Genomic DNA, 25,720 nt, shown 5'->3' with positions numbered 1-25,720 from the left:
CCGCGCCGGGTCGCCGGCACGAGACGCCACCATTCACGATGCATGAGGTTCAACGGGTGCGCAGTGCCACCATCAAGGATGTTGCGGAACGGGCCGGCGTATCGCTGAAGACTGTGTCGCGGGTGATCAACAACGAGCCCTCGGTACACGCGCGCACGCGCGAGAAGGTGCAGCGCGAAATCGACGCACTCGGCTATCAACCCGATCCCTCCGCACGCAGCCTGCGCAGTACGCGGGCCTATGCGATCGGACTGGTCTACGACAACCCGAACGCGCACTACATCATCAACCTGCAGCGCGGCGTGCTGTCGGTGTGCCGCAGCAGCGGCTTCGGCCTGCAGATCCATCCCTGCGATTCCGCCTCGCCCAAGCTGACCGACGAGTTGCTCACCTTGGCGCAGCGCTCGCGGCTGGCCGGCTTGGTGCTGGCGCCGCCGATGTCCGAGCAACCGGAACTGCTGCGTGCGCTAAGCGATGCAAAAGTGCCATTCATCCGCATCATCTCGGCACGCAAGGACCCGCAAGACGGCATGCCGTGCATCTACGTCGACGACCGTGACGCTGCCTACGCGATCACCGAACACCTGATCCAGCTTGGCCATCAACGCATCGGCTTCCTGTGGGGCGGGCACGAGCATCGCTCCAGCCCCGAGCGCTACCAGGGCTACGAGGATGCACTGAAGGATTACGGCATCCCGCTCGACCGCAAGCTGATCCTGCCCGGCGACTACACCTTCGACGACGGCTTTCGCGGCGCACGCAAACTGCTGGCCCTGAAAGATCGCCCCACTGCCATCTTCGGCTCCAACGACGAAATCGCCGCCGGTGTACTCGCTGCCGCCCACTCCGATGGCATCAACGTGCCGTACGAATTGTCGATCGCGGGCTTCGAAGACAGCCCGTTCTCCAAGCAGTCGTGGCCTGCACTTACTACGGCGCGTCAGGCCACGGAGGAAATCGCACGACACGCAGCGCAGCGGTTGATTGGTGATCTGCAGCGTGAGGCGAACGGCGAGCCGGCGCAGCTGGCGAACGAAGGTTTCAGTCCGGAGCTGGTGGTGCGTGGGTCGACGGCGCCACGGCATGTTGCGCAGTCCGGACGGAGTGGCACCGGTCGGCGCAAGCCGGGCGTATGACGGCTACAGACACTCTGCGCCCGCCATGTGTTGACGCTTGGCGTGGGCCTGCAGGGAGCACTCAACAAGAATGACCCGGTGCCTCTCTTTTGGCGTGCTGCCGCTGTACGAAGAGTCGACAGCAGGATGCATCCACGGGTATGTTGGACACCAAGGCCGGTGACGAACAGAAGGCTAAGGCCATGGCGTTCTCGAATTACTCCGATCACCCAGAGTTTCTCCGTACCCTGACCCAAGGGTACGTAGTGCTGATCCTTGTGTTCGTGGGTTTGCTCCCTAGCCTCGCGATCGCCTATCTGTATTTCTTTCAGATCCCTCCGCTGCGCTTCGAAGATCATGGCGCGCACGAAATTGCCATTGGTATTTCGCTGCTGCAGAGCGGATTCATCGCGTATGTCACGTACCGTTGCTACCTCCGCACCAAAGAATCGTTTCTCCAATGGCTGACGTTGGGCTTCTTGGGATTTACCGTTATTTACGGGGTGCACGGCTTATTCACGGGCTTCTCGCATGACCACCCCATGCTGTTTACCCTGTACGGACCAGCATCCCGTCTGGTGATGGCGGGCTGTTTGCTGTCCGGCTTGTTGGCCTATGGGAAACAAGCCCCACCCACTCTCCAGGCCCGACCCGGATATTTTTGGTGGGCATGGCTTGGCGTGTTCGCGCTCATCGACGTCCTGGTTGCCCCGTTGGCTTTCTCCGCATGGGCGAAGTTGGCCCAACAGGCGATGGAAATAGCAGCCATGGGCATCATGCTCAGCTGCGCCTTGATCATCCTCGTCCGGCGCATTCGTTCGCCACTGATGATGGTTTACGTGTTGTCGGTCGTGTTCTTTGCACAATCCTCTTTCGCTTTCCTGCTGGGACCTTCCTGGAATCACATGTGGTGGCTGGCACACGCGATTTTCGCGGCGGGCTTCACGGCGCTGAGCTATGGAGTGATCCATGCGTTCCTGACGACAGGCTCATTTGCCCGGGTTTACAGTCAGACGGAACTGCTTGATCAGGTCCGGGCGGAGAAGGCGCGAACTGATGACGCGTTGCTTGAACTGCAACGCGCACACGAAGCACTCGAAATCCTCGCTACCACCGACGCACTCACGGGCTGCGCAAATCGTCGCAGCTTCGAGGCTCGGAGCGTGGAGGAAATTTCCCGCGTCAAACGCAGTGCGGCGCCACTCTCTTTTGTGACGATCGACCTCGATCTTTTCAAGCAGATCAACGATGGCCATGGCCATGCCGCGGGCGACCAGGTACTCAAGGACTTTGTCACCTTGGCAAAAAGCATCTTGCGCCCCAGCGACTTGATGGGGCGCATTGGCGGTGAGGAATTTGCCCTCATGCTGACCGACACACCACTCGAAGCCGCCACGATGGTGGCCGAACGATTACGTCAGATCACCGAAAACGAAGTGGTGTCGTTTTCAGGCACCTGCATACGCTTCACCGCAAGTCTGGGCGTTGCACAGTACGGTCTCGATGGGGATACCTATGAAGCCACCATCGAGGCTGCAGACAAGCGCATGTACCACGCGAAACAGGCAGGGAGAAATCAGGTCTGTGCGCGGTGAGCAAGCAAGGAAGCAAAGGGGCAGGCTCATCACCGAGCAAACGATCCAAAGCCTTCAGCGGCGCACGAACCCCTTGCGCATCGGTCCACGCGCTGGCTAGTTCGATCAGAGTCAAACGACGACCGGCGATCGTGGCTTCGACGGCACGCATCAGCACACCAGAGCGCTGCGTGTGAAGTACTTGCAGTGGTTCTCCCAGACAACTTCAATACTTCGGTGGCGCGCATGGGGCGGTCGCCTCTGGCTTTGTAACCCGTGAGGTAAGACCGCTTCATGGGCGCACTGTTCCATCGATCGATGTACAAGCTTCTAATGGAACTAGGAAATTCTTGGGGAAACCTCAGCCTCCGACCCCTTTGCCTATTCCCCTTGCCCCAGTTTGGCCCCGTGCTCCTGGGATTTGTCCGCGTTGCCGCCAATAGTGTAAAGATGAGGATGGGTTCATTGAACTTCATCACCTGCGCCAATGGAATCAAGGAATGAGGCATGACAAAGGAAGTGGCAGCAAACAAAGGCGATCCATTCAAGAAATTTGGCACGCATTCGGCCGACATGCGGGTCGCGTTGAACCAGATCAACCCAGCCTTGGCCTATAAAGTAGGCAACATGGAGTGGCTGAATCAAGTGAAGCAGGGCATACGCTACGAGAACGGAGAGACCATTTCCGAACTCTCGGAAAGGATGTTTCTGGTGGCGGCAATGGTAGAGCTTGCGACCAGTCATGATCCGTCCAAGGTGCTCGCCAGCAATATGAAAGCTGCCGGCGATCCGAAGCCGGAGGGTGAAACCGAGGCTCACCATATCGTGGCGTTCAAGGCCCAAGGTGCTCACGCATCCAGAAGGTTGCTCTTCCGGTGGCGCGTCGCAATCAACGACAAAGACAATGGAGTCCACCTTCCAGCGTTCAAACGTTCGGTGGTGGTTTCCATTCCCGATGCGCTCAAGCATCGACCGGTTCATACCGACGTCTACCATATGGCTGTTTTTCGGCGGCTTGATACCTACGCAAAGACCGACGGAACTGATACTGCAGTAGGTCGGGAAGCACTGAAGTCGATCAAGCGGAAGATATTGAACGGCACCTTTCCGTATCTGCGGGAGCATCAACGATGAGCGTCTGGGAAATCACCAATTTCCACACAAACACCGCCGCCATGGTCGGTCCTTCGCTCGAGATGCAGTTCGATCCGGATTTGTCGGAATCATTCTGGGCTCAATTCGAGAACAAGGTTCCGGGGCAGCTGCTTCACTGGGAGGCCCGTCCCGAGCTTGCGGTGTTGGCGAAGGAAGGGCGAAAAAAGCTACCCGCTCGCGCGGATGTCAGCCCGTTTACCGCGACGGGGCTTGTCATCAACGGAAAGGTGCGCACCGTTCTTGGCGACTTCCTGGCACGGTTCGGGCAGCTTCTGGAGATCAATGTCGACGCTAACACCGAGTACTACTACAACGTCACTAACGTAGTGTCGTGCATTGACCGTGAGCACTCCGAGTTCGATGGGCCGTATGTCGAGGTGCCGGTTTTTCTGGAGCAACTGGTTCCGTGCGCACCCTCGATTTTTGTCGAACCTTCCATACACGGACGCATCTTCGTGAATGATGCGGCCAAGATCGAGTTGGAAGAACGCATCGTTTCAAACAAGATCAGTGGCATGGACTTCAAGCCATGGGACTAAAAGACTAAAGGGTGACGGACGCACGGAGGCACGGAGGCAATTAGGTCAGACCATCAGCCGTCTTGTGCTTGTGACGCAGGCTGCCCGTGAGGCCTCACCATTACTGAGCGACTCAGGGCCTTTCAACCATGTTCTGGAACTTGGCGGCGCCCAAGGCGCGTTCCTGTGGAAGATGGGTACAGAGTCGCTGCAGGTCGTCGTAAAACAAAGGGGGCAGGTTCGGCCAGGTTCATTTACCACCTTCGGATCATTGGAACCGACCCTTTATCTCGCGTCTCGCAGTCCCGCGGATCAACGCCTCAGTGCGCCCCCAGATTGTCAGTCTGATCAATGAACCGTGCGACGTTGTCATGCAACAATTTCAACGACGGCTCATGCGCATACACCATATGCCCGGACGGATACCACGAGTAGCTGATGTTCGCGTCGAGGCTGGCCGGGATCGGCAGGTGGTGGTCTTCGTAGTCAGCCGCGAAATACGGCGTGGCCAGATCATAGTAGCCACCGTTGACGTAGACCTTGAGGTTCGGATTGGTTTTCATCGCCGCCGCGAGATCGGTCATCACGTTGGTCGATGACTGCAGCGCCTCGCCATGCGCGCCCGGCGCCTTGTGCGAAAAATCCCAATGATCGATATCGGCGAACAGGCGATAGGGCTGGTTCTGGCCAAACTTCAGCTCGGTGCGCACGTAATTGTTGAACGCCGCTACGTAGGCCGAACTGATCGCCGAGGACTGCGGATCGTAGTCGGAACTCTTGCCCATCGGATCCATTGACGGGCCGGAGAAGCGGGTGTCGAGTCGGCCGGTGGTGGTGTCGGTATCCGCCTGCAGTGCGTGCTCGAACATGCCACCGCTGACACGCAGGTTTGCCTTCAGCAGATACGCCACCGGCAGGCCGGTGTACTGGTGCAGCTTCTCGGCGACCGCCTGCTTCTGCGCCGCACCCAGACGTGAGCCTTGCATCAGCGCCTGCGCGTAGTCGCCCATCGCGCACTGCTCGACTTCCTTGAGGAACGGCTCCAGCGCGGCCGGCTGTTGCGGCAACTTGTGATGGTAGAACGCGGTGGCGGCGTAGGTCGGCAGGCCAAGCTCGTACGGCAGATCGATACCGGGGTTGAACTCCGGGCCATCAACGCTGGTATCGAAGCTGAGGATCTGCGACAGCAGGATCACGCCGTTCAAGTCGACGCTGTCCTCATTTTCGAGGATGTTCGCCACCACTGCCGAGCGTGTGGTGCCGTAGCTTTCGCCGAACAGATATTTCGGCGAATTCCAGCGGCCGTATTGCGACATGAACTGGGTGATGAACTGGGCGAAGGCATGACCGTCTCCGTCCACGCCATAGACATCCTTCTTGCGTTCCTTCATCTGCTCGGCACGCTTGCCGTGATCGGCATCATTGGCGATCAGCCGACTGAAACCCGCGCCGGGCGCGTCGATGAACACCACGTCGGAGGCATCCAGCAGGCTGTAGTCGTTGTTGACCAATTGGTAGGGCGCTGCCGGCGTGTGCGTATCGTCGGCGGTCACTACCCGCTTCGGGCCGAACGCACCCATGTGCAACCACACCGTTGCCGAGCCCGGGCCGCCGTTGTAGATGAAGGTGATCGGACGCTTGCTGGCGTTCACGCCTTTCTTGAAATAGGCGGCGTAGAACATGCTGATCTGTGGCTCGTCTTCCTTGTCGCCACTGCCATGCAGCACCAGTGTGCCGGCCACCGCCTTGTAGTCGATCTTCTTGCCTTCGACGGTTACCGAACCCTCGCTGGTCGAGGTCTGCGGCTGCACCATTACGGCGGCATCGGATTTCGCGGCAGCGGCCTTCTCATCTTTCTTGTCGGTACCGGCCACGGCGACCGAACTAAGCAGCACGGCGGTGAGTGCTACGACGAGGGGCAGCTTGCGCATGGGTGGTCCTGAGTGGTCGAGTTGAAGCTCCAGCATAGGCGCGTGGGCGATGCCCTCCATAGGCCAGAAGTCATCGTCGACAGCGAAGCCGCCCACCCCGCCGCGCTACGGCCAGGCAAGCACGCCGATGGCCAGTGCCGCGAACAGTACGCCGGCCAGATTGAGCCGACTCAAGCGCTCGCGGAACAGCAGCAAGCCGACTACCGCACCCAGCGCCACCACGCCGATATTCATGCTGGCAAACACCAGTGCCGGATGCTGCGGCAACGCGCGATGACCACGCAGATAGAACAGGATGTTGCCGAAGTTGGCCAGGCCCAGAAGCAGTCCGGCCACCGCACTGCGCGCGGTGAAACGGGTGGTTCCGCGCAGGCGTCGGCATAGCTGCATGACGAACGCAACCAGCAGCGCCAGCGCGAACATCGCCTGCAGCGACGTACCCAGCGGCACGCCGGCTTGCGCCACGCGCTTGAACAAGATGTCGATGACGCCGAAGCCGGCGAACACCAGCAACGGATACAACCAGCCAGCCAAACCGTCCTTTGTCGATGAAGACCCGCTGCGCCAGACCATGCACAACAGCGCGAGCAAGCCCAACGCAATGCCGCACAGTTTGAGCGTGGTGAGTTGCTCGCCGAACAGCACGAATGCCGCCAGCAGCGAGAGCAGCAGCGACAACCGTTGCGCCGCGTCGCTGCGCACCATGCCAGCGTGCCGAACGGCAGCGGCCAGCACCAGGAAGATGGTCGGCAACAGAAGGCCCAGCGCGACCAGCGCGGGCCACGGCACACCCGGCTCGCGCAGGCTGGCTGGCGCAGGCTGCAACAGCAGCGCCGTGAGCACACTCGCCACCACGTAGTTCCAGGCGATCGCCTGGCCGACGTCCAGCTGGAATCGGCGCGCCAGTTTCAGCAAGACGGAAACCAGCACGCTGCACAGCACACTCAGCAACACGAAAATCATCGGGCAGTTCCAACACGACCAGCGCGCATTGTGCCGCAGCGCCGGACGAAGTCACGCCATGACATCGGCACTACGCGCGCAGGCTCTTCACCAGCATCAGGATCGCCACCGCGATGATCGCCAGCGCAAAGATGATGTTGAGCGCGCCGCGCGTCTTCGCCAGCCGGCTGGCACCCATCGCGCCGAGCCAGCCACCAACGATGCCACCGCCGATGAATTCAGCGGCCACCGGCCAGTTGATCAGGCCGGAGATCGCGTAGTTGGCCGCCGCGGTAAGGCCGAACGCGCCAACCGCGAACAGCGAGGTGCCGATCGCGTAGATGATCTCCATGCCGCTGGCGAACATCAGCCCGGGCACGATCAGAAAGCCGCCGCCGATACCGAAGAATCCGGCGAGGCTGCCGGTGCCCAGACCTACCGCACCGAGCCGTGGATACATCCCCGGCAGCGGGTAGCGATCTTCCCCACCGCGCCGCCCACGCAACATGAAACCGGCGACTACCATCATCAGGATCGCGAACAGCACCAGCAGGTGCTGGCCGTTGACCGCCTTGCCGATGCTGGAACCCACGAAGGCACCGAGCACGCCGGTGGCGGCAAAGGTGAACGCCACCTTCCAGCGCACATGACCGGCACGCGCATGCGGAATCAGGTTGGCAAACGCATTGAACGACACCGCCAGTGCACTGGTGCCGATCGCCAGGTGCGGGTCGTGCACGCCGACCACGTACAGTAACAACGGCACCGCTAGGATCGAGCCGCCGCCGCCGATCAGCGCCAGCGAAAAGCCAACGAGTGATCCGCACACGACAGCGAGCAAGGCCTGTAGCGTCAATACATCTTGCATGGGTCATCCCGAGTGGAGGCGTTGCCCACGGCCGGCCTGTGTGAAGTGTGCGCAGGCTGTACCGGTCGATCAGGCGCCGTGCTTTCGCTCAAGCAGCGGACGCAGCATCGACAAGTCGTAACCGGCAACGCGAGCAGTATCCAGTATGGCATCGACCGAACCCTCGGCCTGCAGCGCCCACAATGAACTTGAACGAGTACCACTGCGACAGAACGCCAGTACCGGACCGGGCAATTCGCTCAGTGCCTGGCTAAAACCGTGCGCCTGTTGCTCGGTGAACTGTCCGGGGGTGACCGGGATATAGCGCCAGCCCAGGCCGGCTTGCTGTGCTGCCTGTTCCAACTCGCGGTTGCTCGGCTGGCCGGGCTCTTCGTCGTCGGGACGATTGTTGATGACGCCCCGGAAGCCCTGGGCAGCCAGTACGGTCATGTCGGCAACTTCGATTTGCGGCGCCACGCTGAGTTGATCAACAAGGGGATGAATTTGCATGGGAAGGTCCTCTGGATGGCAAGGTTCGGTGGACGCTCACAGCGCGTCCAGCGGGATTTTCAGATAGCGCACGCCGTTGCTCTCGGCTGGCGGAAACCGGCCTGCGCGCATGTTCACCTGCACCGCAGGCAGGATCAACTGCGGCATCTTCAGTGTGGCGTCGCGTGCCGTGCGCATGGCCACGAACTCGGCTTCGCTGATGCCGTCGTGCACGTGGATATTGCCCGCGCGTTCGGCGGCTACCGTAGTTTCATGCGCGAACGCGTCACGACCGGCAGCCTTGTAGTCGTGGCACAGAAAGATTCGCGTGGCCGCGGGCAGCGCAAATATCTTCTGGATCGAGCGATACAAGATGCCCGCATCGCCACCGGGGAAATCACAACGGGCGGTACCGTAGTCGGGCATGAACAAGGTATCGCCGACGAAGGCCGCATCACCGATCACATGCGTCATGCAGGCCGGCGTATGGCCGGGTGTATGCAGCGCAACCGCTTCGATCCCGCCCAGCATGTAGCGCTCACCATCGGCAAACAGATGATCGAACTGACTGCCATCAGGAGCAAAGTCACTCCCGACATTGAACAATTCACCAAAGGTCTTTTGCACCGTGCGGATATGCTCGCCGATGCCCAGCTTGCCGCCGAGTCTGGACTGCACATAAGGCGCAGCCGACAAATGATCGGCATGTACATGCGTATCGATCACCCACTCAACGGTCAAACCCTGCGCCTGCACGAAGGCGACGATCTCATCGGCCGCGTGATGGCTGCTGCGGCCTGAAGCGGCCTCGTAGTCGAGCACCGCATCGATCACCGCCGCCTGGAGGCCCATCGAATCCCACACCACGTAACTGAAGGTATTGCTGGGCTCGTGAAAGAATGCCCTGACTTCGGGATGGTGCATGGTCAACTCTCCATCACCTCGGCTACCTCCGACGGCAGGTACAGCCGTCGTCTGAACACCGCAAGGTACTGAGTATGCGGCCGTCACGGTGACGAGTCATCTCGTCACCGTGACGGGCTTCGTCATCACTGGCCTGCAGCACCCGGCAGATGGCGACCGTCGCCGCGCGACAACCAGGCGTAGTACAACAACGGAATCACCAGCAGGGTCAGCACGGTCGACACCATCACGCCGAACACCAGCGACACCGCCAGACCCTGAAATATGGGATCGGTGAGGATGAAGAACGCACCCAGCATGGCCGCTAGCGCGGTGAGGATGATTGGCTTGGCGCGCACCGCGCCGGCCTTCACCACCGCCTGTTCCAGGCTCAGCCCTGCCGCGAGCGAGTGGTTGATGAAGTCGACCAGCAGGATCGAATTGCGCACGATGATGCCGGCCAGCGCGATCATGCCGATCATCGAGGTGGCGGTGAACTGCGCGCCGAACAACCAGTGACCGGGCATCACGCCGATCACCGTCAGCGGAATCGGCGCCATGATGATCAGCGGCACGACATAGCTTTTGAACTGGCCGACCACCAACAGATAGATCAGCAACAGGCCCATCGAATAGGCGATGCCCATGTCGCGGAAGGTCTCGTAAGTAATCTCCCACTCGCCGCTCCAGCGTACGGAATAGCCCGTGTCGCTGGCGGGCGCGCCGGTGAATTCCTGGGCCAGTTGCTGGCCGGCCAGGCGCGTGTCGCTGATCTTGCTGACCAGCCCGAACATCCCGTAAACCGGGCTGTCTTCCGCACCCACGTCATCGCCGGTGACGAAGGTATAGGGCAGCAGGTCCTTGTGGTAAATCGCGTCGGCCCATGGCTGCTCGACCACCTTCACCACTTCGGAGATCGGCACCAACTGGCCGGCGCTGGAGCGCACGCGCAGGCTCAGGATCGAGTCCATGGAACCGAGCGCCGCCGGTGGCAGGCGCAGCATGATCGGCACCGCGTACTTGGCGTTTTCATCCGCGACATAACTGGCCGGATCACCACCCATGCCGGCGCGCAACACGTCGACAATTTCAGCCTGACTGACGCCAAGTGCCGCGGCACGTGCGCGATCAATCTCGATCAACTGACGCTTGGCCTGGGGGTTTTCGACACTGAGGTTGATGTCGGCAATGCCCGGCATCTGTGCGAACAGCTTCTCCATCGACAACGCCACTGCACGCTGACCTTGGTAGTTCGGGCCATAGATTTCAGCGACGATCGGCGCCATCACCGGCGGCCCGGGTGGCACTTCCGCCACCACCAGATGCGCATGGAATCGCTTGGCCACTTCAGTCAGCGCTGGACGCACCGCCATCGCCACCTCATGGCTCTGCCGCTTGCGCTCATTCTTGTCGACCAGGTTGACCTGGATGTCGCCCTGATACGGCTGGTTGCGCAGGTAGTACTGGCGTACCAGACCATTGAAATTCATCGGCGCCGAGGTGCCGGCATATAACTGGTAATCCTTCACCTCAGGCACATGGTTCAGCACCTGACTCATGTCGACCAGCGCGCGGTTGGTCTGCTCCAGCGTCGAGCCTTCGGGCATGTTCAACACGATCTGGAATTCGGATTTGTTGTCGAACGGCAGCATCTTCAAGATCACCAGCTTGACCCCGGCCAGACCCGCCGCCAGCAACACCACAACGGTAATGCCGATGAACAACCGGCGACGATTGCGCGCGGCCTTCGGATTGCCGAGGAAAGGCGTCATCACGCGGATGAACAGGCGATGCAGGAAACGGTCGATCTTCGATTCCTCCATCACCCGTTGGTCGGCCGACTGAGCGCTCGGTGGCGGCATATGACCACGCAGCAAGCGATACGCCAGCCACGGCGTGACCACGAAGGCCACCGCCAGCGAGATCAGCATGCCGACGGAAGCGTTGATCGGAATCGGCCGCATGTACGGCCCCATCAAGCCACCGACGAAGGCCATCGGCAACAACGCGGCGATGACCGTGAAGGTGGCCAGAATGGTCGGTCCGCCAACTTCATCGACGGCCAGCGGAATCGCCTCGATCAAACTCCTCTCACCCAGCGCCATGTGCCGGTGGATGTTTTCCACCACCACGATCGCATCGTCGACCAAGATGCCGATCGAGAAGATCAGCGCGAACAGCGACACGCGGTTGATGGTGAAACCGATCGCCCACGAGGCGAACAAGGTCACCGCCAGGGTGATTACCACGGCCACACCAACCACCACGCCTTCGCGCCAGCCCAGCGCAAACAACACCAGCAGCACCACCGCGAACGCGGCCAAGGCCAGATGCAGCAGCAACTCGTCAGCCTTGTCGTTCGCGGTCTGGCCATAGTCACGGGTCACCGTGGCGTGCACGCCTTCGGGAATGTCCACGCCACGCAGCGCCTCCAGCCGTTCGCGAATCCTGGTTGCGATGGAATGCGCGTTGCTGCCGGACTTCTTGGCAATCGCCAGAGTCACCGCAGGAACCAGCCCGGTGAGCGGGCCGGATCGACCCGGCGGCGTACCAAACGAAGCCAGTCGGGTGGCGTGATTGGTACCAGACGCCACGCGCGATACATCGGACAGATACACCGGATGACCACCGGCCAGACCGATCACCAGTTGCGACACGTCCTGAGCATTCATCAGCAGGCTGCCGGCTTTCACCGGCAAGTCCTGATTGCCGCCGATCTCGCTGCCGATATCGGCGGCGACATTCGCCGCCTTCAGGCCGCGTGACAAATCGCCCACGCTGAGTTGATAACTGGCCAGCTTGGCCGGGTCGATTTCGACCATCACCGCACGATCCGGTGCGCCGAGCGTGTAAACATCGCGCGTGCCCGGTACGCGCTTGAGATCGGTTTCCAGCGTGTGTGCCACTTTCGCCAATTGCTCGGGCGTGGTCTCGGGGCGGTCGGACCACAAGGTGACCGCCATCATCGGCACGTCGTCGATGCCGTAGGGTTTCACCAGTGGCTGGCCGACACCGAGGCCTTGCGGAATCCAGTCGGCGTTTGAATAAATCTTGTTGTACAGATTGACCAGCGCCTGTTGACGCGGCACGCCGACATCAAACTCCACCGTCACCACAGCCATGCCGGCGCGGCTCATCGAGTAGACGTGCTTGACACCTTTGATCTCGGACAGCTTCTGCTCCAGCGGAAAACTGACCAGATTCTCGACACTGCGCACGCTGGCGCCGGGATACGGCACCAGCACGTTGGCCATGGTCACTTCGATCTGCGGATCTTCTTCCTTCGGCGTGATGATCGCCGCGGCAATGCCAAGCAACAGCCCGGCAATCGCCAGCAAAGGCGTGATCTGCGAAAGCTGAAACGCACGGGCGATGCGGCCGGAGATACCCAGCCTGGTCGGCTCACTCATGAGCGGCGCCCGCCTTGGCGTTGCGCTTGGCCAACCAGGCGACGGCCGCTTGCGGATCACGCGCCACACGCTCGCCATCGTCCAGCCCGGCCAGCACTTCTGCCTCGCCACCCTCGCGTTGGCCCAAACGCACTTGCCGCAAAGTGACATCGTGTTCGCCGATCACGTACACCGCAACCAGCTCACCGCGCTGCACCAGCGACGCGGCCGGCACCAGCAAGCGCTTCGCATCGCCGGTGGCGAACGCTACTTTCACGGTCATGCCGGGATACAAACCCGTCTCACCGGCGGGCAACTGCAGGCGCACGTTGAAGCTGTGCGTGGTCGGGTCGGCATACGGAAATACTTCGACCGAACTGGCCGCAATCGGCTGGCCATCGGCCGGTATCACCTTGGCGACGTGGAATTTGCGGATCGCGTCGACCGCACTCTGCGGCACCTGCACGTTGACGCGCAAATCATCCAGCGCCTGCAACTGGATCAGCGGCTGCGGCGACGGCGGGCCGGCCTGCACCGCCTGGCCCACATGCACGAAGCGCTGCGTGATCACGCCCGCAAACGGTGCGCGCAGTATGGTGTAATCAAGCTGCTGACCGACCGCGCCTGACTGGGCGCGGGCTGCTTCCAGCGCAGCCTTCGCCGCATCACGGGCGGTACGCGCCTGATCCCGCTGCGCGGTGGAAACATAGCCCTTCGCGTAAACCGCGGCGATGCGCTCGTAGGATGCCTGCGCATCCGTATAGCTGGCCTGCGCCGAGGCAACCTGGGCTTGCGCTGCGTTGCGCGCGGACTTTTGCTCCACATCGCTGAAGCGCACCAGCACGTCGCCCTTGGCCACCACGTCATTGACTTCATGCGGCAGCGCAGTCACTCGCGCATTGGTTTGTGCGGTGATCGTCACCTGATTCACCGCCTCGACCACGCCATCCCACACCTGTTCGCGGCCGGACGCCTGCGCATGCACCACGCTGGCAACCAAGGCCGTGGTCGACAACTCGGCACTCGGCGTCGAAGACGTGCCGCCACAGGCGGCGAGAAGCGTGGCGGCGGCAGATAGCGCAAGCAAGCGCAGGTTTGACTTCATGAAAAAACTCGCTACAGGCATGGGTGGATCAGGATCGAAAAGCGCAGCCGGATTTCAAACCCAGCCTGGCAAGGATTCGGGCCAGTGGGCAGAAGCCGGTAAACGCCGATTGCAGCAGGTTGGCGCCGACGAATACTGCCAGCAGTAGCCACCAGGGAGAAACAAGCTGACCAAGCAGCACGCTCAGCAGCACTATGCTTCCAGCAAACGCGAAGACGGCACGGTCGATATTCATGGATATATTCCTCCAGCAATTTGAAATGGTCGGGCCACTGCAGGCTGTTCAGCTGCGCCGCGAGGTGCCAGCAGCCCGTTTGCGACCTGGCAGCATGCGCATCAGCGTGTTGTCGTGCATGAAGTAGTGGTGATACAGGGCAGCGGCCGCGTGCAGTCCGATCAGGTAGTAGCCGATCGTGCCGATCGTGGTGTGGATGTCTTCCAGTGATCCGGCCCATGCCTTGTTCGGTCCGATCAACGCCGGCAACTCCAGACCAAAGAACGGAATCACCCGGCCTTTGGCACTCAAGGTCAACCAACCCAGCAGCGGCATCACCAGCAGGAACGCGTACAGCGCCAGATGCATGAGTGCCGCCAGCCGATGCTGCCAGACCGGTAGCGGCGGCTGGATGGAGGGCGCCGGATAGATCAGACGCAAGACCATGCGCACCAGCACCACCGCGAACACGGACAGCCCCAGCATGAAGTGCCAGGTCTTCATTGCGTCGTGCGCTGCGGTGCCCTTCGGGTAGATTCCACGCAGTTCGATCAAGGCATATACAGCAATGAGCAGCGCCAACGTCAGCCAGTGCGCTGCCATGGAAAGCGTGTGATAACGCTCGCTGTTGTGATTGGCGTTCATGTCAGAGATACCTTGAGGCAAGCGCGCTCATGCGTCGTCCTGCACATCGTTCTTCAATCGATCAATGCCGAATGCATGCATCAGCGTTTTCTCGTAGAACGGTTCGGCCTGGCCCTTGCGCATCTTGCGCAGGAAGTATTTTTCGTAGGCCACCTTGGCCAGATGCACCCACTTTCCGGTCATCGACTTGGTCACGTTGCGCGGCGGAATCTGCGGCAGCGCGATGAACGCGAAGCCGCTGTCGCCCATGTCGGCCAGGCACATCGCGTTCCAGGTGGCGCGTGCCCGCATTGGTTTACCGGCCAGTTCGGCGTGCAGGTTCTTCGCAATGGCCGTCACCATCGATTCGATCATCAAGCCGGTTTTCGGCGCACCGGTTGGTACCGGCGTGACTTCGACCGGTGGAATCGCCACGCAGACGCCGGCCGCGAAGATGTTCGGATACTTCGGATTGCGCTGGTGCTCATCGATCAGCACAAAGCCACCTGGATTCACCAAGCCTTCAATGCCTTGCAGCGCATCTACGCCGGCAAACGAAGGCAGCAACATGGAGAAGGCGAATGGCAAGTCGTGGGTCTGCTGCAGCTGCCCCTTGTCATCGAGTTGTTCGACATGAAGCTTGTCGGCCTCGACCGAAGTCACCCGCGCATTGGTCACCCATTTGATGTGGCGCTGGCGCAGTTCGGATTCGAGCAGGCCTTTGGAATCGCCGACGCCGCCCAGACCCATGTGACCGATGTACGGCTCGGCGGTGACATAGGTCATCGGCACCTGGTCGCGCAGTTTGCGGCGGCGCAAATCGGTATCCACGATCATCGCGAACTCGTAGGCCGGACCGAAGCAGCTCGCACCCTGCACGGCACCGATCACGATCGGACCGGGATGCTTGAGGAATTCCTGATACGCCAGCCAGGTAGCGTGCGCGTGAGGTCCGGTACAGATCGACTGCGAATAACCTGACGGCCCGCTGCCTGGAACCCGCTCGAACGCCAGACGTGGACCGGTGGTCACCACCAGATAGTCGTAGTCCAGCTTGCGACCGTCCTGCAGCAGAAGCTGGTTGTCGGCCGGCATCAGCTTGTCAGCACGCGTGTCAATGAAGTGGATGCCGCGATGTTCCAGCGGCTGCTTCACGTCCACCCGGATATCATTTTGCTCGCGCCAGCCCACCGCAACCCAGGGGTTGGACGGGGTAAAGTTGAACTGCGGCCCTTCTCCGACCACCGTGATGTCGTGCTCACTGCCAAGCAGCGCACGTATTTCGTACGCCGCCGACATGCCGCCCAACCCTGCACCCAGAATGATGATGTTTGCCATGAGCCAACCCTCCAACCAACGCAACCATTGAATCGGGTACTGCGCGCCGACTTGACAGCATGCGGCCCGCGCAGGAACATAACAGCTATCTAATTTAGAAATATCTTATATACATGGATATGAAGAAGTCAACTCGCAAGCCAGCCCGAACGGTGGCGGTGAAGAGCCGCAAGCCGGTGCCGGCACTGCCGGACATGGGTGCCATGCAGGAGCGCGCCGAAGAGGCTTCGGAATTGTTGAAGTCACTGGGCAACGCGTATCGACTGCGCATCCTGTGCTTGTTGGTCGATCACGAAATGACCGTAGGCCAGATCAACGAAGAGCTGGCCGACCTGAGCCAGTCGGCGCTGTCGCAGCATCTGGCGCGATTGCGCGAACAAGGTCTGGTCAATACGCGACGCGAAGCGCAGACCATCTGGTACACACTGACCAAGGGGCCCACCGAGCGGATCATGCTGGCCTTGCACGATATCTACTGCAGTGTTTGACGTTGAGGTTGCTGCTGACAGCTTCCTGAGCACCTCGATAGGTCGCCGGCACGGCTGATGCCGACGTGGGCTGCCTGTGCGGTCAGCCATCCACGGAGAGTCGATTCGCCATCGTGAGACTGCCGCACCGCGGCACCGAGCAGCGCAGGCGCCTGCAAACGGTACGAAGTGACTGACGGTGCACACGGTTATCAAGCCGGAATCGGGAGTCGTGGCCGCGAGGTGCGCGGTGCGCTCGGGCTTGATGAACTCGTCATGGTCGCCATCGAGATCCACACCGACAACTGGATCGTGTTGTGTTGCACACCACTCCAGTTCGGCCGAATCGACCACATCACGCCCATTTGTGCAGGAGGGTATGGCAGGGCATGCACCAAAAGCACGCTCACCACGCAAGGAAAAGCCCGGCACGCCGGGCCTTTCCTTGCTCAACAACGTGGCACGGTTGACTCAACTATTCCTTGTTGGCGACCGCCGTACTGGTGACCTTGCTTTCGGCCGAATAGTTTGACGACTTGATGCTCTTGCCATCGGTCGACAGCGTCATGGTGCTGGTGGCCCGCATCTTGCCACTCTTGTCCAGGAAGGTTTCACGCAAGACGTTCTTCCCCACGCGCTTCACCGACACGGTGCCGTCCTGCTTGTCGCCATCCATGAACGGTACGGCTTTGCCGCCGATGGTGCCGGTATACGACATCGTCTCGCTCTTGTAGTCGATCTTGTTGCCGTCGACATGATAGGTATACGTCCTGGCAGGGCCACCCTCGCTGATCACGTGGTCGAAATGCCACGAGCCGGATGCTGCATTCAAACCCTTCGGCGCCTTGCCGACGCGGTCGAACGCCACCTTGCCCGTCATGGGCGCAGAACCTTCGCGGTAGCTGGTGTACTCACCCACCGCCGTCTTGCCATCAGGAGCGACCGTGAACACACCCATCCACGTCGTCTTGCCATCCTTCTTCTGGGTCAACTGCAAGGCATGGTCATCGACCACCTTGACTGCCGCCATATCAAAGCGCTTCTGACCGGTGACCGCATGATCCTCGCCATCCGCCTTGACGCTCATCGGCGGCACGGAATCGTCGGTAAAAACGCCGTCCTTGAGGGACATGACCATCGGCTTGCCACCAGTTTCATGCACTGACGTGGCGTCTTGCGTCCAGGTGCCGGTGAACGCATCTTGTGCAAACGCGCACGCAGGAACCAGCAGCGCGAGCACGAAGCCCGCGATGAGCAGCCTTTTCATTGATTGCCTCCAGATTGGGGCCCGAGTCTGCAACCGGCGCTGTGGCCCTGCGGCGCCTCGCGCCAAGCTGCGCGCAACACTGTTAGCTGGAGGTGAAACGGATACCTGTGCCGGTACCGTCAAGGTTGGCGCGAAGACTTTACCCTTCATTGCCAAGGGCCTGCCTTCGGGCATGCAGGAACCAAGCGAACCCCAGCCTCACCGCCGGGGTTCGCGGCTGATCACATGCGGCTGGCTTTACCGCCCGACCGGCACTTCCGCCTTGATCGCTGGAACAATCGTCAGGGTGATCGACGACGGATGCTGGCTGTCATGGTGCACGGCGTTGTTCGCCACCACCCATTTCGTCTCGCTGAAGTTATCCCCACCGGTATTGAGGTTGCGATCGAAACGCGGGAAGTTGCTACTGGAAACGGCCACCCGCATCTTGTGCCCGGGCTTGAAGTAGTTGCTGGTATCGATCGGCTGGAAGGTGACCTTGTAGACCTGATCCGGCTGCATCCACACCGGCTTGTCGTAGCCATCACGCCAGCGCATGCGCTGGATGTTGCTGACCAGGTTATAGGCCTTGCCATCGGGATAGACGTCGATCAGCTTGAAGGTGAAGTCGGTGTCTTTCGCACTGGACGACACATACAAGGTGACCGTGATCGGGCCACTGACTTCCATGCCTTGCTTGAACGGCTCGGTATCGTAGACAAGGATGTCGTTGCGCGCTTCGTGCGCCGACTGATCGAACGAGCCCAGCGGAATCTTGCCCAGGCAACAGCCACCGGCGCCGACGGTGGGTACCGGATTGCCGGGATCATAGACGAACGTGTCCGGGTGATCCGAGCCGTCTGCAGCAGCGACCAGCTTGCCGTCGCCGTACAAGGTATTGGCATGGCCGCCACTGCTGAAATAGAAGTTCTGCGTGGTCGCACCGGCCGGCGGCCAGGTGTCCGAGTGCTTCCATTCGTTGGCGCCCATCAGGTAGTACATCACCTTGGGCTGCTTTTCGAGCACGCCGTTGTTCTCGCCCTTGAGGAAGTGGTCAAACCAGCCGTAGACCAGCTTGTTGTAGTCGAAACGTGCATCGCCTACGTCGAGATCACCGATCATGGTGTGCTCGGTGGCGCGGGTATACGCACAGTGCAATACCGGTGCGATCACGGCGTATTGCTGGTCGGCGATCGGCTTCGGCGCCGTGCGTCGCACGAAATTGTAGGCGGCGAGGTTCGGCGAAACAGACACGTCGAACCAGCTGATGAACCACAGCCCGGGCTTGGCGATCTTCATGCTGTCGTTCCACAGCCCGCCTTTGTTCCAGGCTGGATCATTGGGTGTGCGCGCGATCATGTTGCCACCGGTGGCAACCGGCATGCGCGTCTCGAAAATGCCGGGTGCGCCGCCCACCGAGGTGATCATGTCCTTCAGCGGCAGGTGCCAGAACTGTTTGTCCCAATCCACCGACGGCATTTGCGGTTCCAGATCGAAGAAGCGCGACGCGCGCACCAGACTGGCCTGCGGCGTATCAGGCGGGAACATCGGACGCACCTGATTCTGGATGCCGTACTCGTAAATCCAGTCGATGAAGAGCATCTGGATCGCACCGCCGCGATACCAGTTGCCTTGCTCGTAGTAGGGGCCAACGTGACCGACGCCGGCACCGAAGCCCTGCACGTTGAACGTAGCCAGCCCGGGATCGTCGCGCGCAACCACGGCCAGTTGCCACTCGGCCGTGGAGGAGCAGCCGGTGGTACCGACCTTGCCGCTGGACCATGGCTGCGAGGTCATCCACTGGATGGCATCCGAGCCGTCCGTCAACGGCGGCCCGAGGATGTCGTAGTTGCCCTGCGAGAAGAAATGCCCGCGTTCGTTCATCACCACGTAGGCATAGCCATGCTTCACCGCTTCCAGCTCGCGCTTCAGGTTGGCCGGCGCGCCCAGCTTCACATCCCAATAATTGAAGTTGTACGGCGTGCGCTCGAAGATGATCGGCACCTTGCCACTGGCGTTCTTCGGTCGATACACGTCGGCCGCCATCAACTTGCCATCGCGCATCTTCACCATCACCTTGCGGTCGATGATGGCGATCTTTTCGAGCTCCTGTTCGGTGGCATTGCGCTGGGCAATGAGCTGCTGCGTGGAGCGGTCGCCGGACTGAGCCAGCACCGGCGGAGTCAGCAGCAGTGACAGCCCAAGCATGCCCAGGCTGGTGGAAAGAATCGAAAGCACCACCTTCATCTGCAAGTCCCCGTTTGATTGTGACCAGCGTCGATGCCGCATTGACCAACGGCCGCCTCACCCTTGGCGAACTCTACTCTTGCGGCAAGCACGGTTGATACTGTCCGGCGTGCGTCACCGGGTCAGCGCAATCATCGACCGCGGTACTGCTCCTGGTCGTTCGAGGTCAGCGCCTGCTGGTTGGCGTGCCGAGCACATGCCCCTGGATCTCGGTGCCATACAACGACAGCGGGCTGTCGTGATACTTCTTCCGCGTTTCGCTGACGTCGCCCTCGAAGCGCGGGTCCTGCGGACGCTCGTGTGCATCCATATACATCGCCACGTCCCACGCGTCCTGATCGCTCAGCGTGTCGCCACGACTGAACGGCATGTTCGCCTTGATGAAGGCGGCGGCGTTGTCGATCTGGTGCATGCCGGCACCCCAGTTAAATGACTGCGGACCCCACAGCGGCGGAAACACATTACGACCGGCAACCTGCTGACCCTGGCCGTCGTCACCGTGACACAGCACGCAAGTCTTCTTGAACACCACCTCGCCACGCGCATAGTCCGGCGGCTGCGGCGGTTTGAAACCTTCTTTCGGATAACCGGCACCGGCCAGCTTCGCGCCCACCGGTGCACCCTTGCTCATCCACCAGGCATAGGTTTCCAGCGCGACCATCTCGGCACTGTCCAGCGGTGGCGCCTTGCCATTCATGCTGAAACGGAAGCAGCCCTGCAGGCGCTCGCCGAACGTGTTCACCTTGCCGGTTTTCTTGCGGTATTGCGGATACACGCCGTACGCGCCCCACAACGGCGCCGAGTTGGCCTGGCGCCCGGCATCCACGTGGCAGTTGCTGCAGCTCAGGCCATTGCCGACATATGCCTTTGCATGATTCGGCGTGTCGATGAAGATGTCGCGGCCCTGACGGATCACATCACCCAGTGGCCCGTCGGGAATGGCCGATTCGGCCGGCGGACTGAATGCGCTCGACGCTGGCGTGGCCGTGACTACCGGCTTTGCCGCCGTGCTGGCGTTGGCCGGAGCGGACGCGGCGGGTTCCACCGGCTTTTGCGAGCAACCCGGCAAACCCATGACGATCGCCATGACGAGCCATACGGGCAGATTTTTCATGGCGCGGTCTCCGGCGCAGGCAACGGTTGCGCGGCAAACCATGCCGCTACGGCCTGAATGTCCTGCGCGGTCAGCGCGCTGGACAGATGCTGCATCAATTGCAGCGGATCGTTATGCCGCGTGCCATCCTGCCAGGCCTTCAGTTGCGACGCGATATAGGCAGCAGGCTGACCGGCAAGCGGCGGGAAGTTCGCGCCCACGCCGACACCGCCGGGACCGTGGCATTGCACGCAGCCGGGTACGTTACGACTCCAGTCCCCGCGGGTGGCCAGCAGCGCACCGACACTAGCCGCCGCCGGCATGTCGACGGTCGGTTTTGCCAGCGCAGGCGGCACGGGCATCTTGCTGTAGTAGTTCGCCATCGCCTGGCGCTCGTCTTCAGTGAGCGCCGTGGCAATCGGTTGCATGATCGCGTTGCTGCGCGCGCCGCCGGCGAAGTCGTCAAGCTGCTTCTGCAGATAGGTGGCGTCGAGGGCAGCCAGTCGCGGATGGCCGGCGGCAGCCTGACCCGCACCATCAAGCCCATGACACGCCATGCAGGGCACGGCGCCCTTGCCGTTGCCAGCCTGGGCAATCGCGGCGGCATCCACTGCCAGCGCCGCACTGGCAGGCAAGGCAAGGCTGGCCAGCAACAAGGCGGGAATCCATCGACGTGTAGCAGGATGACGCAGGCTGGGCTGGCGCATGGCGGAAACCTCAGTGGGCGGATAGAAAACCGTACTTGCGGTAGATCGCAGCCGCTGCAGGTGTCTGCAGGAAGGCCATGAAATCCTTTGCTGCCTGCTCATGCGGAGCATTCTTCAGGCGCGCGGCGGTATAGGTTGCCAGCGCATTCTGGGCGTCCGGAATCACCACGGTCTCAACCGGATGATGCAGGATCTGCTGCTGGAAGTACGCCTCGGTAGACCACACCGGCGCCGCATCCGACTCACCCTGCAGCACGCGCAGCGGTGATTGGCGGTGATGGATACGGGTGAGGAAGGTGCTGCCATCGGCCACCTTGGTCTGCATGATGGTGTGATCCAGCGCATCGCCACCGACCTTGCGATAGCTGGCCTCGATCTGCCTGGCGATACCTTCCCAGGCCGGATTCGGCATGCTCACTCGCACATCACGGCGACCAAGGTCGGCCAGCCCCATGATGTGCTTCGGGTTGCCCTTGGCCACCAGAATCGCCAGCGGGTTGCGGGCGTAGTCATAGGTATCGGCAAACCAGCCGTGCTGTTTCTGCTTCTCCGCGACAGCCCCTTTTCCGGCCGTATAGACGTCCGGCTTGTGGGTGATGCGCAGGTTGCCCATCACCAACGATCCGCTCTCGATCTGCTTGGCCAGAATGCCCGGCGGCAAGGTCTCCACAAAAATCCGCTGATAAGCGGGATAGGCCGTTTTGAACGCATCCATCAAGTCATGCACCACCATGAACTGATTGCCGGCAAAGAACACCACCAGTTGCGGATCGACGATATCGCCATGCAGGTCGGCGATCGCGTCGAACGGCGGCACGCTGAACTGCAGGCCAGCCGGCGGCGGATTCCATGGCGGCAGATAGTCGGGCTGGCTGGTGGCGCTGGCGACAAGACTGGCGGCACAACAGGCGGCGGCCAGAAGCAACCGCGAAATGAGATGGCGCATGAGGATTCTCCCTGACTTACTGCGGACTCAGGGCATAGCCCTGCTGCTGCAGGTCGATGATCGTGGTCAGCCCCGACAACGCGACGGTAACCTGCTGGTCGACCCAGTCGTACCGAAAGTCATGTTCGGCCACGGCCTGCGCGCAAACCGCAACGTCCACGCCGGCTTTGCGCAATTGCGCAATCAGCGGCAGGTTCGGATTGGCTACGCCGTACTTCGCCCGATACTGTTCGTCGTTCAACACAATCGGCGTGGCCGGGCCGGCGGCGATTGCCACAAACTTCAGATGCGACAGCGGCACGCCAGCGTTGACGTACAGGTTTATCGCGCGCGCCACGTGATCCAGTGACGGACTCACCTCGGTGGGCTTGGCGCCCGGCTTGCTGAGGCTGAACACGACCTTGTAGGTAGCCTGGCGATCAGGCTGATAGGCGGCCTGCGGCATCGGATGAATCTTGCCTGCGCCGTTGATCGTCGGGGTCTGCCAGAAACCATCGGAGGCGGAGGCGGCGAGGGGAGCCAGCACAAGCACAAAGAGCACAGACAACAGTGGACGGTTCATGAGTTTCCTCGCACGCAGCAACGCGGAATGGCGTGCCTGCATGCTATGTCTGCGTCATCCGGCAAGCCAAGAGCGCATTTGTGATGGCACCGATAAAAGCTGCTTATAGGCAGTGTCACCTTCAATCAGCATTCCGGCTGGCTGGCACGGCTCGTTAGGCGGGGCAGCAGGGGCGCTGACCGCACTTGCCACGGAACATCGCGTCGAATGCGCTGACGCTGACGTACCCGGCCCCTCGGCGTCCGGGCAAAGGTGCAAGGGCAAACATGGACCCATAGATATTTGCCTTGACAATTATATTGCCGGCAATAGAATGCCCGGCATGAACCAGCGCCTCGCTTCCGCCACTCCCCCGCCTGACAACGCCAGCGATGCTCCGAGCCTTGGTATGTTGCTGACCATGGTGCGCTCCGAGATCGTGCGCGCGATCGAGGCCGAGCTGGCCACGCAGCAAGTGGATCTGAGCTTTACCCAGTTCCTGATTCTCAAGAAGGCGCACCACCTGGGTGCAGTTTCGGCCACGGAACTGGCACGCGCTGTGGAACTGGATGGCGGCGCGATGACGCGCCAGCTCGACCAGTTGGAGCGCAAGCAGCTGCTTCGGCGCACGCCGCATGCGCAGGATCGGCGCGCGCTGCGCATCGAGCTGACCAGCGATGGCGAAAAGGTCTGGCGCGAAGTCGCCTCCGTCTGCAGCCAGCGGGTGATGAACGCGGCGCAGCGCACGATGACGCCTAAAGAACAGTCACAACTACACGACTACCTGGAGCGCGTGTTGAGCGCGCTTCGCGACAAGAACTGACCGTCCCCACTCCTTCCCCGGACATCTTCCATGCGTCTGCATTTACTAGCGGCTGCAACCGCCCTGACCCTGGCCCTGGCCGGCTGCGCCAGCAGTGGCAGCCTGCAGCCCGACGGGCGCGCGATCGATGCCAGCTCACTCAAGCTTGACCGCAGCCTCGCCCGACTCGACCTTTCCTCGGCGGCGTGGCCGGCGCAGGACTGGTGGCGCACGTTGGGCGACAGTCAGCTCGACGCACTGATCGACGAAGCGTTGCACGACAACCCCGGCCTTGGCGTCGCCGATGCCCGGGCACGCGCGGCACAGGCCGACGCAGGCCTGGCCGATGCGGCGCGCAAGCCCAGCGTGGGCGTGGGCGCCAGTGTTTCCGGCGCACGCATTCCAACTTCAGTCTTGCCGGCCAATGCCGGTGGTGGTCACTTTGCGCTGGCCAAGTATGCCGACGTGAGCTTCAAGTGGGGCCTCGATCTGTGGGGTGGCAAGCGCGCCACCTGGGAGGCCGCGCTGGGCGCCACGCGTGCTGCGCAGATCGATGCGCGCGCCGCACGCATCCAGTTGTCCGGCAACGTGGCGCGGGCCTATGCGCAACTCGGCTATGCGTTCACCCAGCAGGACCTGGCCAAAGGTGAGCTGGAGCGCGCCAACCAGGCGCGCACACTGACCAGTCAGCGCGTAGCTGCCGGCATCGATAACCAGATTGCGCTGAAGCAGGCCGACGGTGAAGTGGCAAGCGCGCAGCAGGACGCCGCGCTGGCCGAACGCGCAGTCGATGCTGCCCGTTCTTCGCTGTCCGTGTTGCTGGGCAAGGGTCCGGATCGCGGCCTGCAGATCGGTCGTCCGCAGTTGCTCACACCTGCACAGCTCGCCGTACCGGAAAACCTGCCGCTGGATCTGCTCGGCCATCGCGCCGACCTGGTCGCCGCGCGCTGGCGCGTCGAAGCGGCAAGCAAGGACATCAAGGCTGCAAAGACCGAGTTTCTGCCGAACATCAGCCTCGGCGCGATGGCTGGCGTGATCGCGCTCGGTGGCGGCAACCCGCTCACCCTGCCCTCGCGCTTTTATCAACTGGGCCCATCGCTCAGCTTGCCGATCTTCGATGGCGGTCGCCTGCGTGCCAACCTTTCCGGCAAGGATGCGCAATACAACCTCGCCGTGGCGCAGTACAACCAGACCCTGGTTGGCGCGCTGAACGAAGTGGCGAATGACCTATCCGCCGCGCACGCCGTGCAGCAACAACTGCAGGCCCAGCGGCGGGCGCAGACGGCGGCGCGCGAGGCCTGGCAATTGGCCGAGCAGCGCTACAAAGCCGGCATTGGCAGCTATCTCGAAGCGTTGGTGGTGCGGCAGCAATTGCTGCTCGCCAACCGCGGCGTGGCCGCGCTTGAAGCGCAACAGGTCGACCTTTCCGTACAGCTGATCGAGGCACTCGGCGGTGGCTTCCAGCCGCAAGCTGACACGCCCGCTCTTTCCGCATCCCCCACTTCTTCGCATTCCTGAGGCAGCCCC

Annotated in this window: 23 protein-coding genes; 7 read left to right on the top strand and 16 right to left on the bottom strand. The window is 61.6% G+C overall.

Annotated elements, in window-relative coordinates:
• Positions 1–56: 56 nt before the first annotated feature.
• From PY254_RS03075 to PY254_RS03060, 4 genes are all read left to right on the top strand, one after another.
• Positions 57–1,136: a LacI family DNA-binding transcriptional regulator gene (locus PY254_RS03075; protein WP_281015141.1), complete on the top strand. Its 1,080-nt coding sequence runs from the start codon at positions 57–59 to the stop codon at positions 1,134–1,136.
• Positions 1,137–1,276: 140 nt separating this feature from the next.
• Positions 1,277–2,710, top strand: a complete 1,434-nt coding sequence (locus tag PY254_RS03070) for a GGDEF domain-containing protein (protein ID WP_281014007.1) — start codon at positions 1,277–1,279, stop codon at positions 2,708–2,710.
• A gap of 486 nt (positions 2,711–3,196) precedes the next feature.
• Positions 3,197–3,823, top strand: a complete 627-nt coding sequence (locus PY254_RS03065; protein ID WP_281014006.1) for an AHH domain-containing protein — start codon at positions 3,197–3,199, stop codon at positions 3,821–3,823.
• Positions 3,820–4,383, top strand: coding sequence for a hypothetical protein (locus PY254_RS03060; RefSeq protein ID WP_281014005.1), 564 nt, complete (start codon positions 3,820–3,822; stop codon positions 4,381–4,383). The genes PY254_RS03065 and PY254_RS03060 overlap by 4 nt, the downstream gene beginning before the upstream one ends.
• 299 nt (positions 4,384–4,682) lie before the next feature.
• Here the strand turns inward: PY254_RS03060 and PY254_RS03055 are convergent, their stop codons facing one another.
• From PY254_RS03055 to PY254_RS03010, 10 genes are all read right to left on the bottom strand, one after another.
• Positions 4,683–6,293, bottom strand: a complete 1,611-nt coding sequence (locus tag PY254_RS03055) for a S10 family peptidase (RefSeq protein WP_281014004.1) — start codon at positions 6,291–6,293, stop codon at positions 4,683–4,685.
• A 105-nt stretch (positions 6,294–6,398) separates the two neighbouring features.
• Positions 6,399–7,256, bottom strand: coding sequence for an EamA family transporter (locus PY254_RS03050; protein WP_281014003.1), 858 nt, complete (start codon positions 7,254–7,256; stop codon positions 6,399–6,401).
• A 70-nt stretch (positions 7,257–7,326) separates the two neighbouring features.
• Positions 7,327–8,091, bottom strand: a complete 765-nt coding sequence (locus tag PY254_RS03045) for a sulfite exporter TauE/SafE family protein (RefSeq protein WP_281015140.1) — start codon at positions 8,089–8,091, stop codon at positions 7,327–7,329.
• An 81-nt stretch (positions 8,092–8,172) separates the two neighbouring features.
• Positions 8,173–8,592: a protein tyrosine phosphatase family protein gene (locus tag PY254_RS03040; RefSeq protein WP_281014002.1), complete on the bottom strand. Its 420-nt coding sequence runs from the start codon at positions 8,590–8,592 to the stop codon at positions 8,173–8,175.
• A gap of 36 nt (positions 8,593–8,628) precedes the next feature.
• Complete coding sequence (locus PY254_RS03035; protein ID WP_281014001.1) at positions 8,629–9,495, bottom strand: MBL fold metallo-hydrolase; 867 nt, start codon at positions 9,493–9,495, stop codon at positions 8,629–8,631.
• Positions 9,496–9,620: 125 nt separating this feature from the next.
• On the bottom strand, positions 9,621–12,884 hold the full coding sequence (locus PY254_RS03030; RefSeq protein WP_281014000.1) for an efflux RND transporter permease subunit: 3,264 nt from the start codon (positions 12,882–12,884) through the stop codon (positions 9,621–9,623).
• The gene (locus tag PY254_RS03025; RefSeq protein ID WP_281013999.1) at positions 12,877–13,968 is read right to left on the bottom strand and encodes an efflux RND transporter periplasmic adaptor subunit; all 1,092 of its coding nucleotides are present in this window, start codon (positions 13,966–13,968) and stop codon (positions 12,877–12,879) included. The genes PY254_RS03030 and PY254_RS03025 overlap by 8 nt, the downstream gene beginning before the upstream one ends.
• A gap of 28 nt (positions 13,969–13,996) precedes the next feature.
• A complete protein-coding gene (locus tag PY254_RS03020) occupies positions 13,997–14,203 on the bottom strand; it encodes a YgaP family membrane protein (protein ID WP_281013998.1) in 207 nt (68 codons plus the stop codon).
• A 48-nt stretch (positions 14,204–14,251) separates the two neighbouring features.
• Positions 14,252–14,827 carry a cytochrome b gene (locus PY254_RS03015; protein ID WP_281013997.1) on the bottom strand — a complete coding sequence of 192 codons (576 nt, stop codon included), beginning with the start codon at positions 14,825–14,827 and terminating at the stop codon, positions 14,252–14,254.
• 27 nt (positions 14,828–14,854) lie between these two features.
• On the bottom strand, positions 14,855–16,144 hold the full coding sequence (locus PY254_RS03010) for an NAD(P)/FAD-dependent oxidoreductase (protein WP_281013995.1): 1,290 nt from the start codon (positions 16,142–16,144) through the stop codon (positions 14,855–14,857).
• A 194-nt stretch (positions 16,145–16,338) separates the two neighbouring features.
• Between PY254_RS03010 and PY254_RS03005 the strand changes: the two genes are divergently transcribed.
• A complete protein-coding gene (locus tag PY254_RS03005) occupies positions 16,339–16,632 on the top strand; it encodes an ArsR/SmtB family transcription factor (RefSeq protein ID WP_281015139.1) in 294 nt (97 codons plus the stop codon).
• A 454-nt stretch (positions 16,633–17,086) separates the two neighbouring features.
• Here PY254_RS03005 and PY254_RS03000 read toward each other — a convergent pair whose 3' ends face one another.
• The 6 genes from PY254_RS03000 to PY254_RS02975 form a co-directional block, all read right to left on the bottom strand.
• Entirely contained in the window at positions 17,087–17,878 is a 792-nt protein-coding gene (locus PY254_RS03000; protein WP_281013994.1) for a hypothetical protein, read from the bottom strand.
• Positions 17,879–18,115: 237 nt separating this feature from the next.
• Positions 18,116–20,104: a CocE/NonD family hydrolase gene (locus PY254_RS02995; RefSeq protein WP_281013993.1), complete on the bottom strand. Its 1,989-nt coding sequence runs from the start codon at positions 20,102–20,104 to the stop codon at positions 18,116–18,118.
• A gap of 166 nt (positions 20,105–20,270) precedes the next feature.
• Positions 20,271–21,218: a c-type cytochrome gene (locus PY254_RS02990; protein WP_281013992.1), complete on the bottom strand. Its 948-nt coding sequence runs from the start codon at positions 21,216–21,218 to the stop codon at positions 20,271–20,273.
• Positions 21,215–21,904, bottom strand: coding sequence for a c-type cytochrome (locus PY254_RS02985; protein WP_281013991.1), 690 nt, complete (start codon positions 21,902–21,904; stop codon positions 21,215–21,217). Before PY254_RS02985 ends, PY254_RS02990 begins: the two co-directional genes overlap by 4 nt.
• Positions 21,905–21,914: 10 nt before the next feature.
• Positions 21,915–22,850, bottom strand: a complete 936-nt coding sequence (locus PY254_RS02980; RefSeq protein WP_281013990.1) for a substrate-binding domain-containing protein — start codon at positions 22,848–22,850, stop codon at positions 21,915–21,917.
• A 16-nt stretch (positions 22,851–22,866) separates the two neighbouring features.
• Positions 22,867–23,412 carry a DsrE family protein gene (locus tag PY254_RS02975; RefSeq protein ID WP_281013989.1) on the bottom strand — a complete coding sequence of 182 codons (546 nt, stop codon included), beginning with the start codon at positions 23,410–23,412 and terminating at the stop codon, positions 22,867–22,869.
• A 322-nt stretch (positions 23,413–23,734) separates the two neighbouring features.
• Here PY254_RS02975 and PY254_RS02970 point away from each other — a divergent pair, with 322 nt between their 5' ends.
• Together PY254_RS02970 and PY254_RS02965 are read left to right on the top strand one after the other, a co-directional pair.
• A complete protein-coding gene (locus PY254_RS02970; protein ID WP_281013988.1) occupies positions 23,735–24,214 on the top strand; it encodes a MarR family winged helix-turn-helix transcriptional regulator in 480 nt (159 codons plus the stop codon).
• A 30-nt stretch (positions 24,215–24,244) separates the two neighbouring features.
• Entirely contained in the window at positions 24,245–25,711 is a 1,467-nt protein-coding gene (locus tag PY254_RS02965; protein WP_281013987.1) for an efflux transporter outer membrane subunit, read from the top strand.
• The last annotated feature ends 9 nt before the right edge of the window (positions 25,712–25,720 follow it).

This window comes from Rhodanobacter sp. AS-Z3, from assembly GCF_029224025.1.
In the GTDB taxonomy this organism is placed as follows: domain Bacteria; phylum Pseudomonadota; class Gammaproteobacteria; order Xanthomonadales; family Rhodanobacteraceae; genus Rhodanobacter.
Note: the sequence above shows the minus strand (reverse complement) of the source record. Positions and strands in the feature narration are given on the sequence as shown.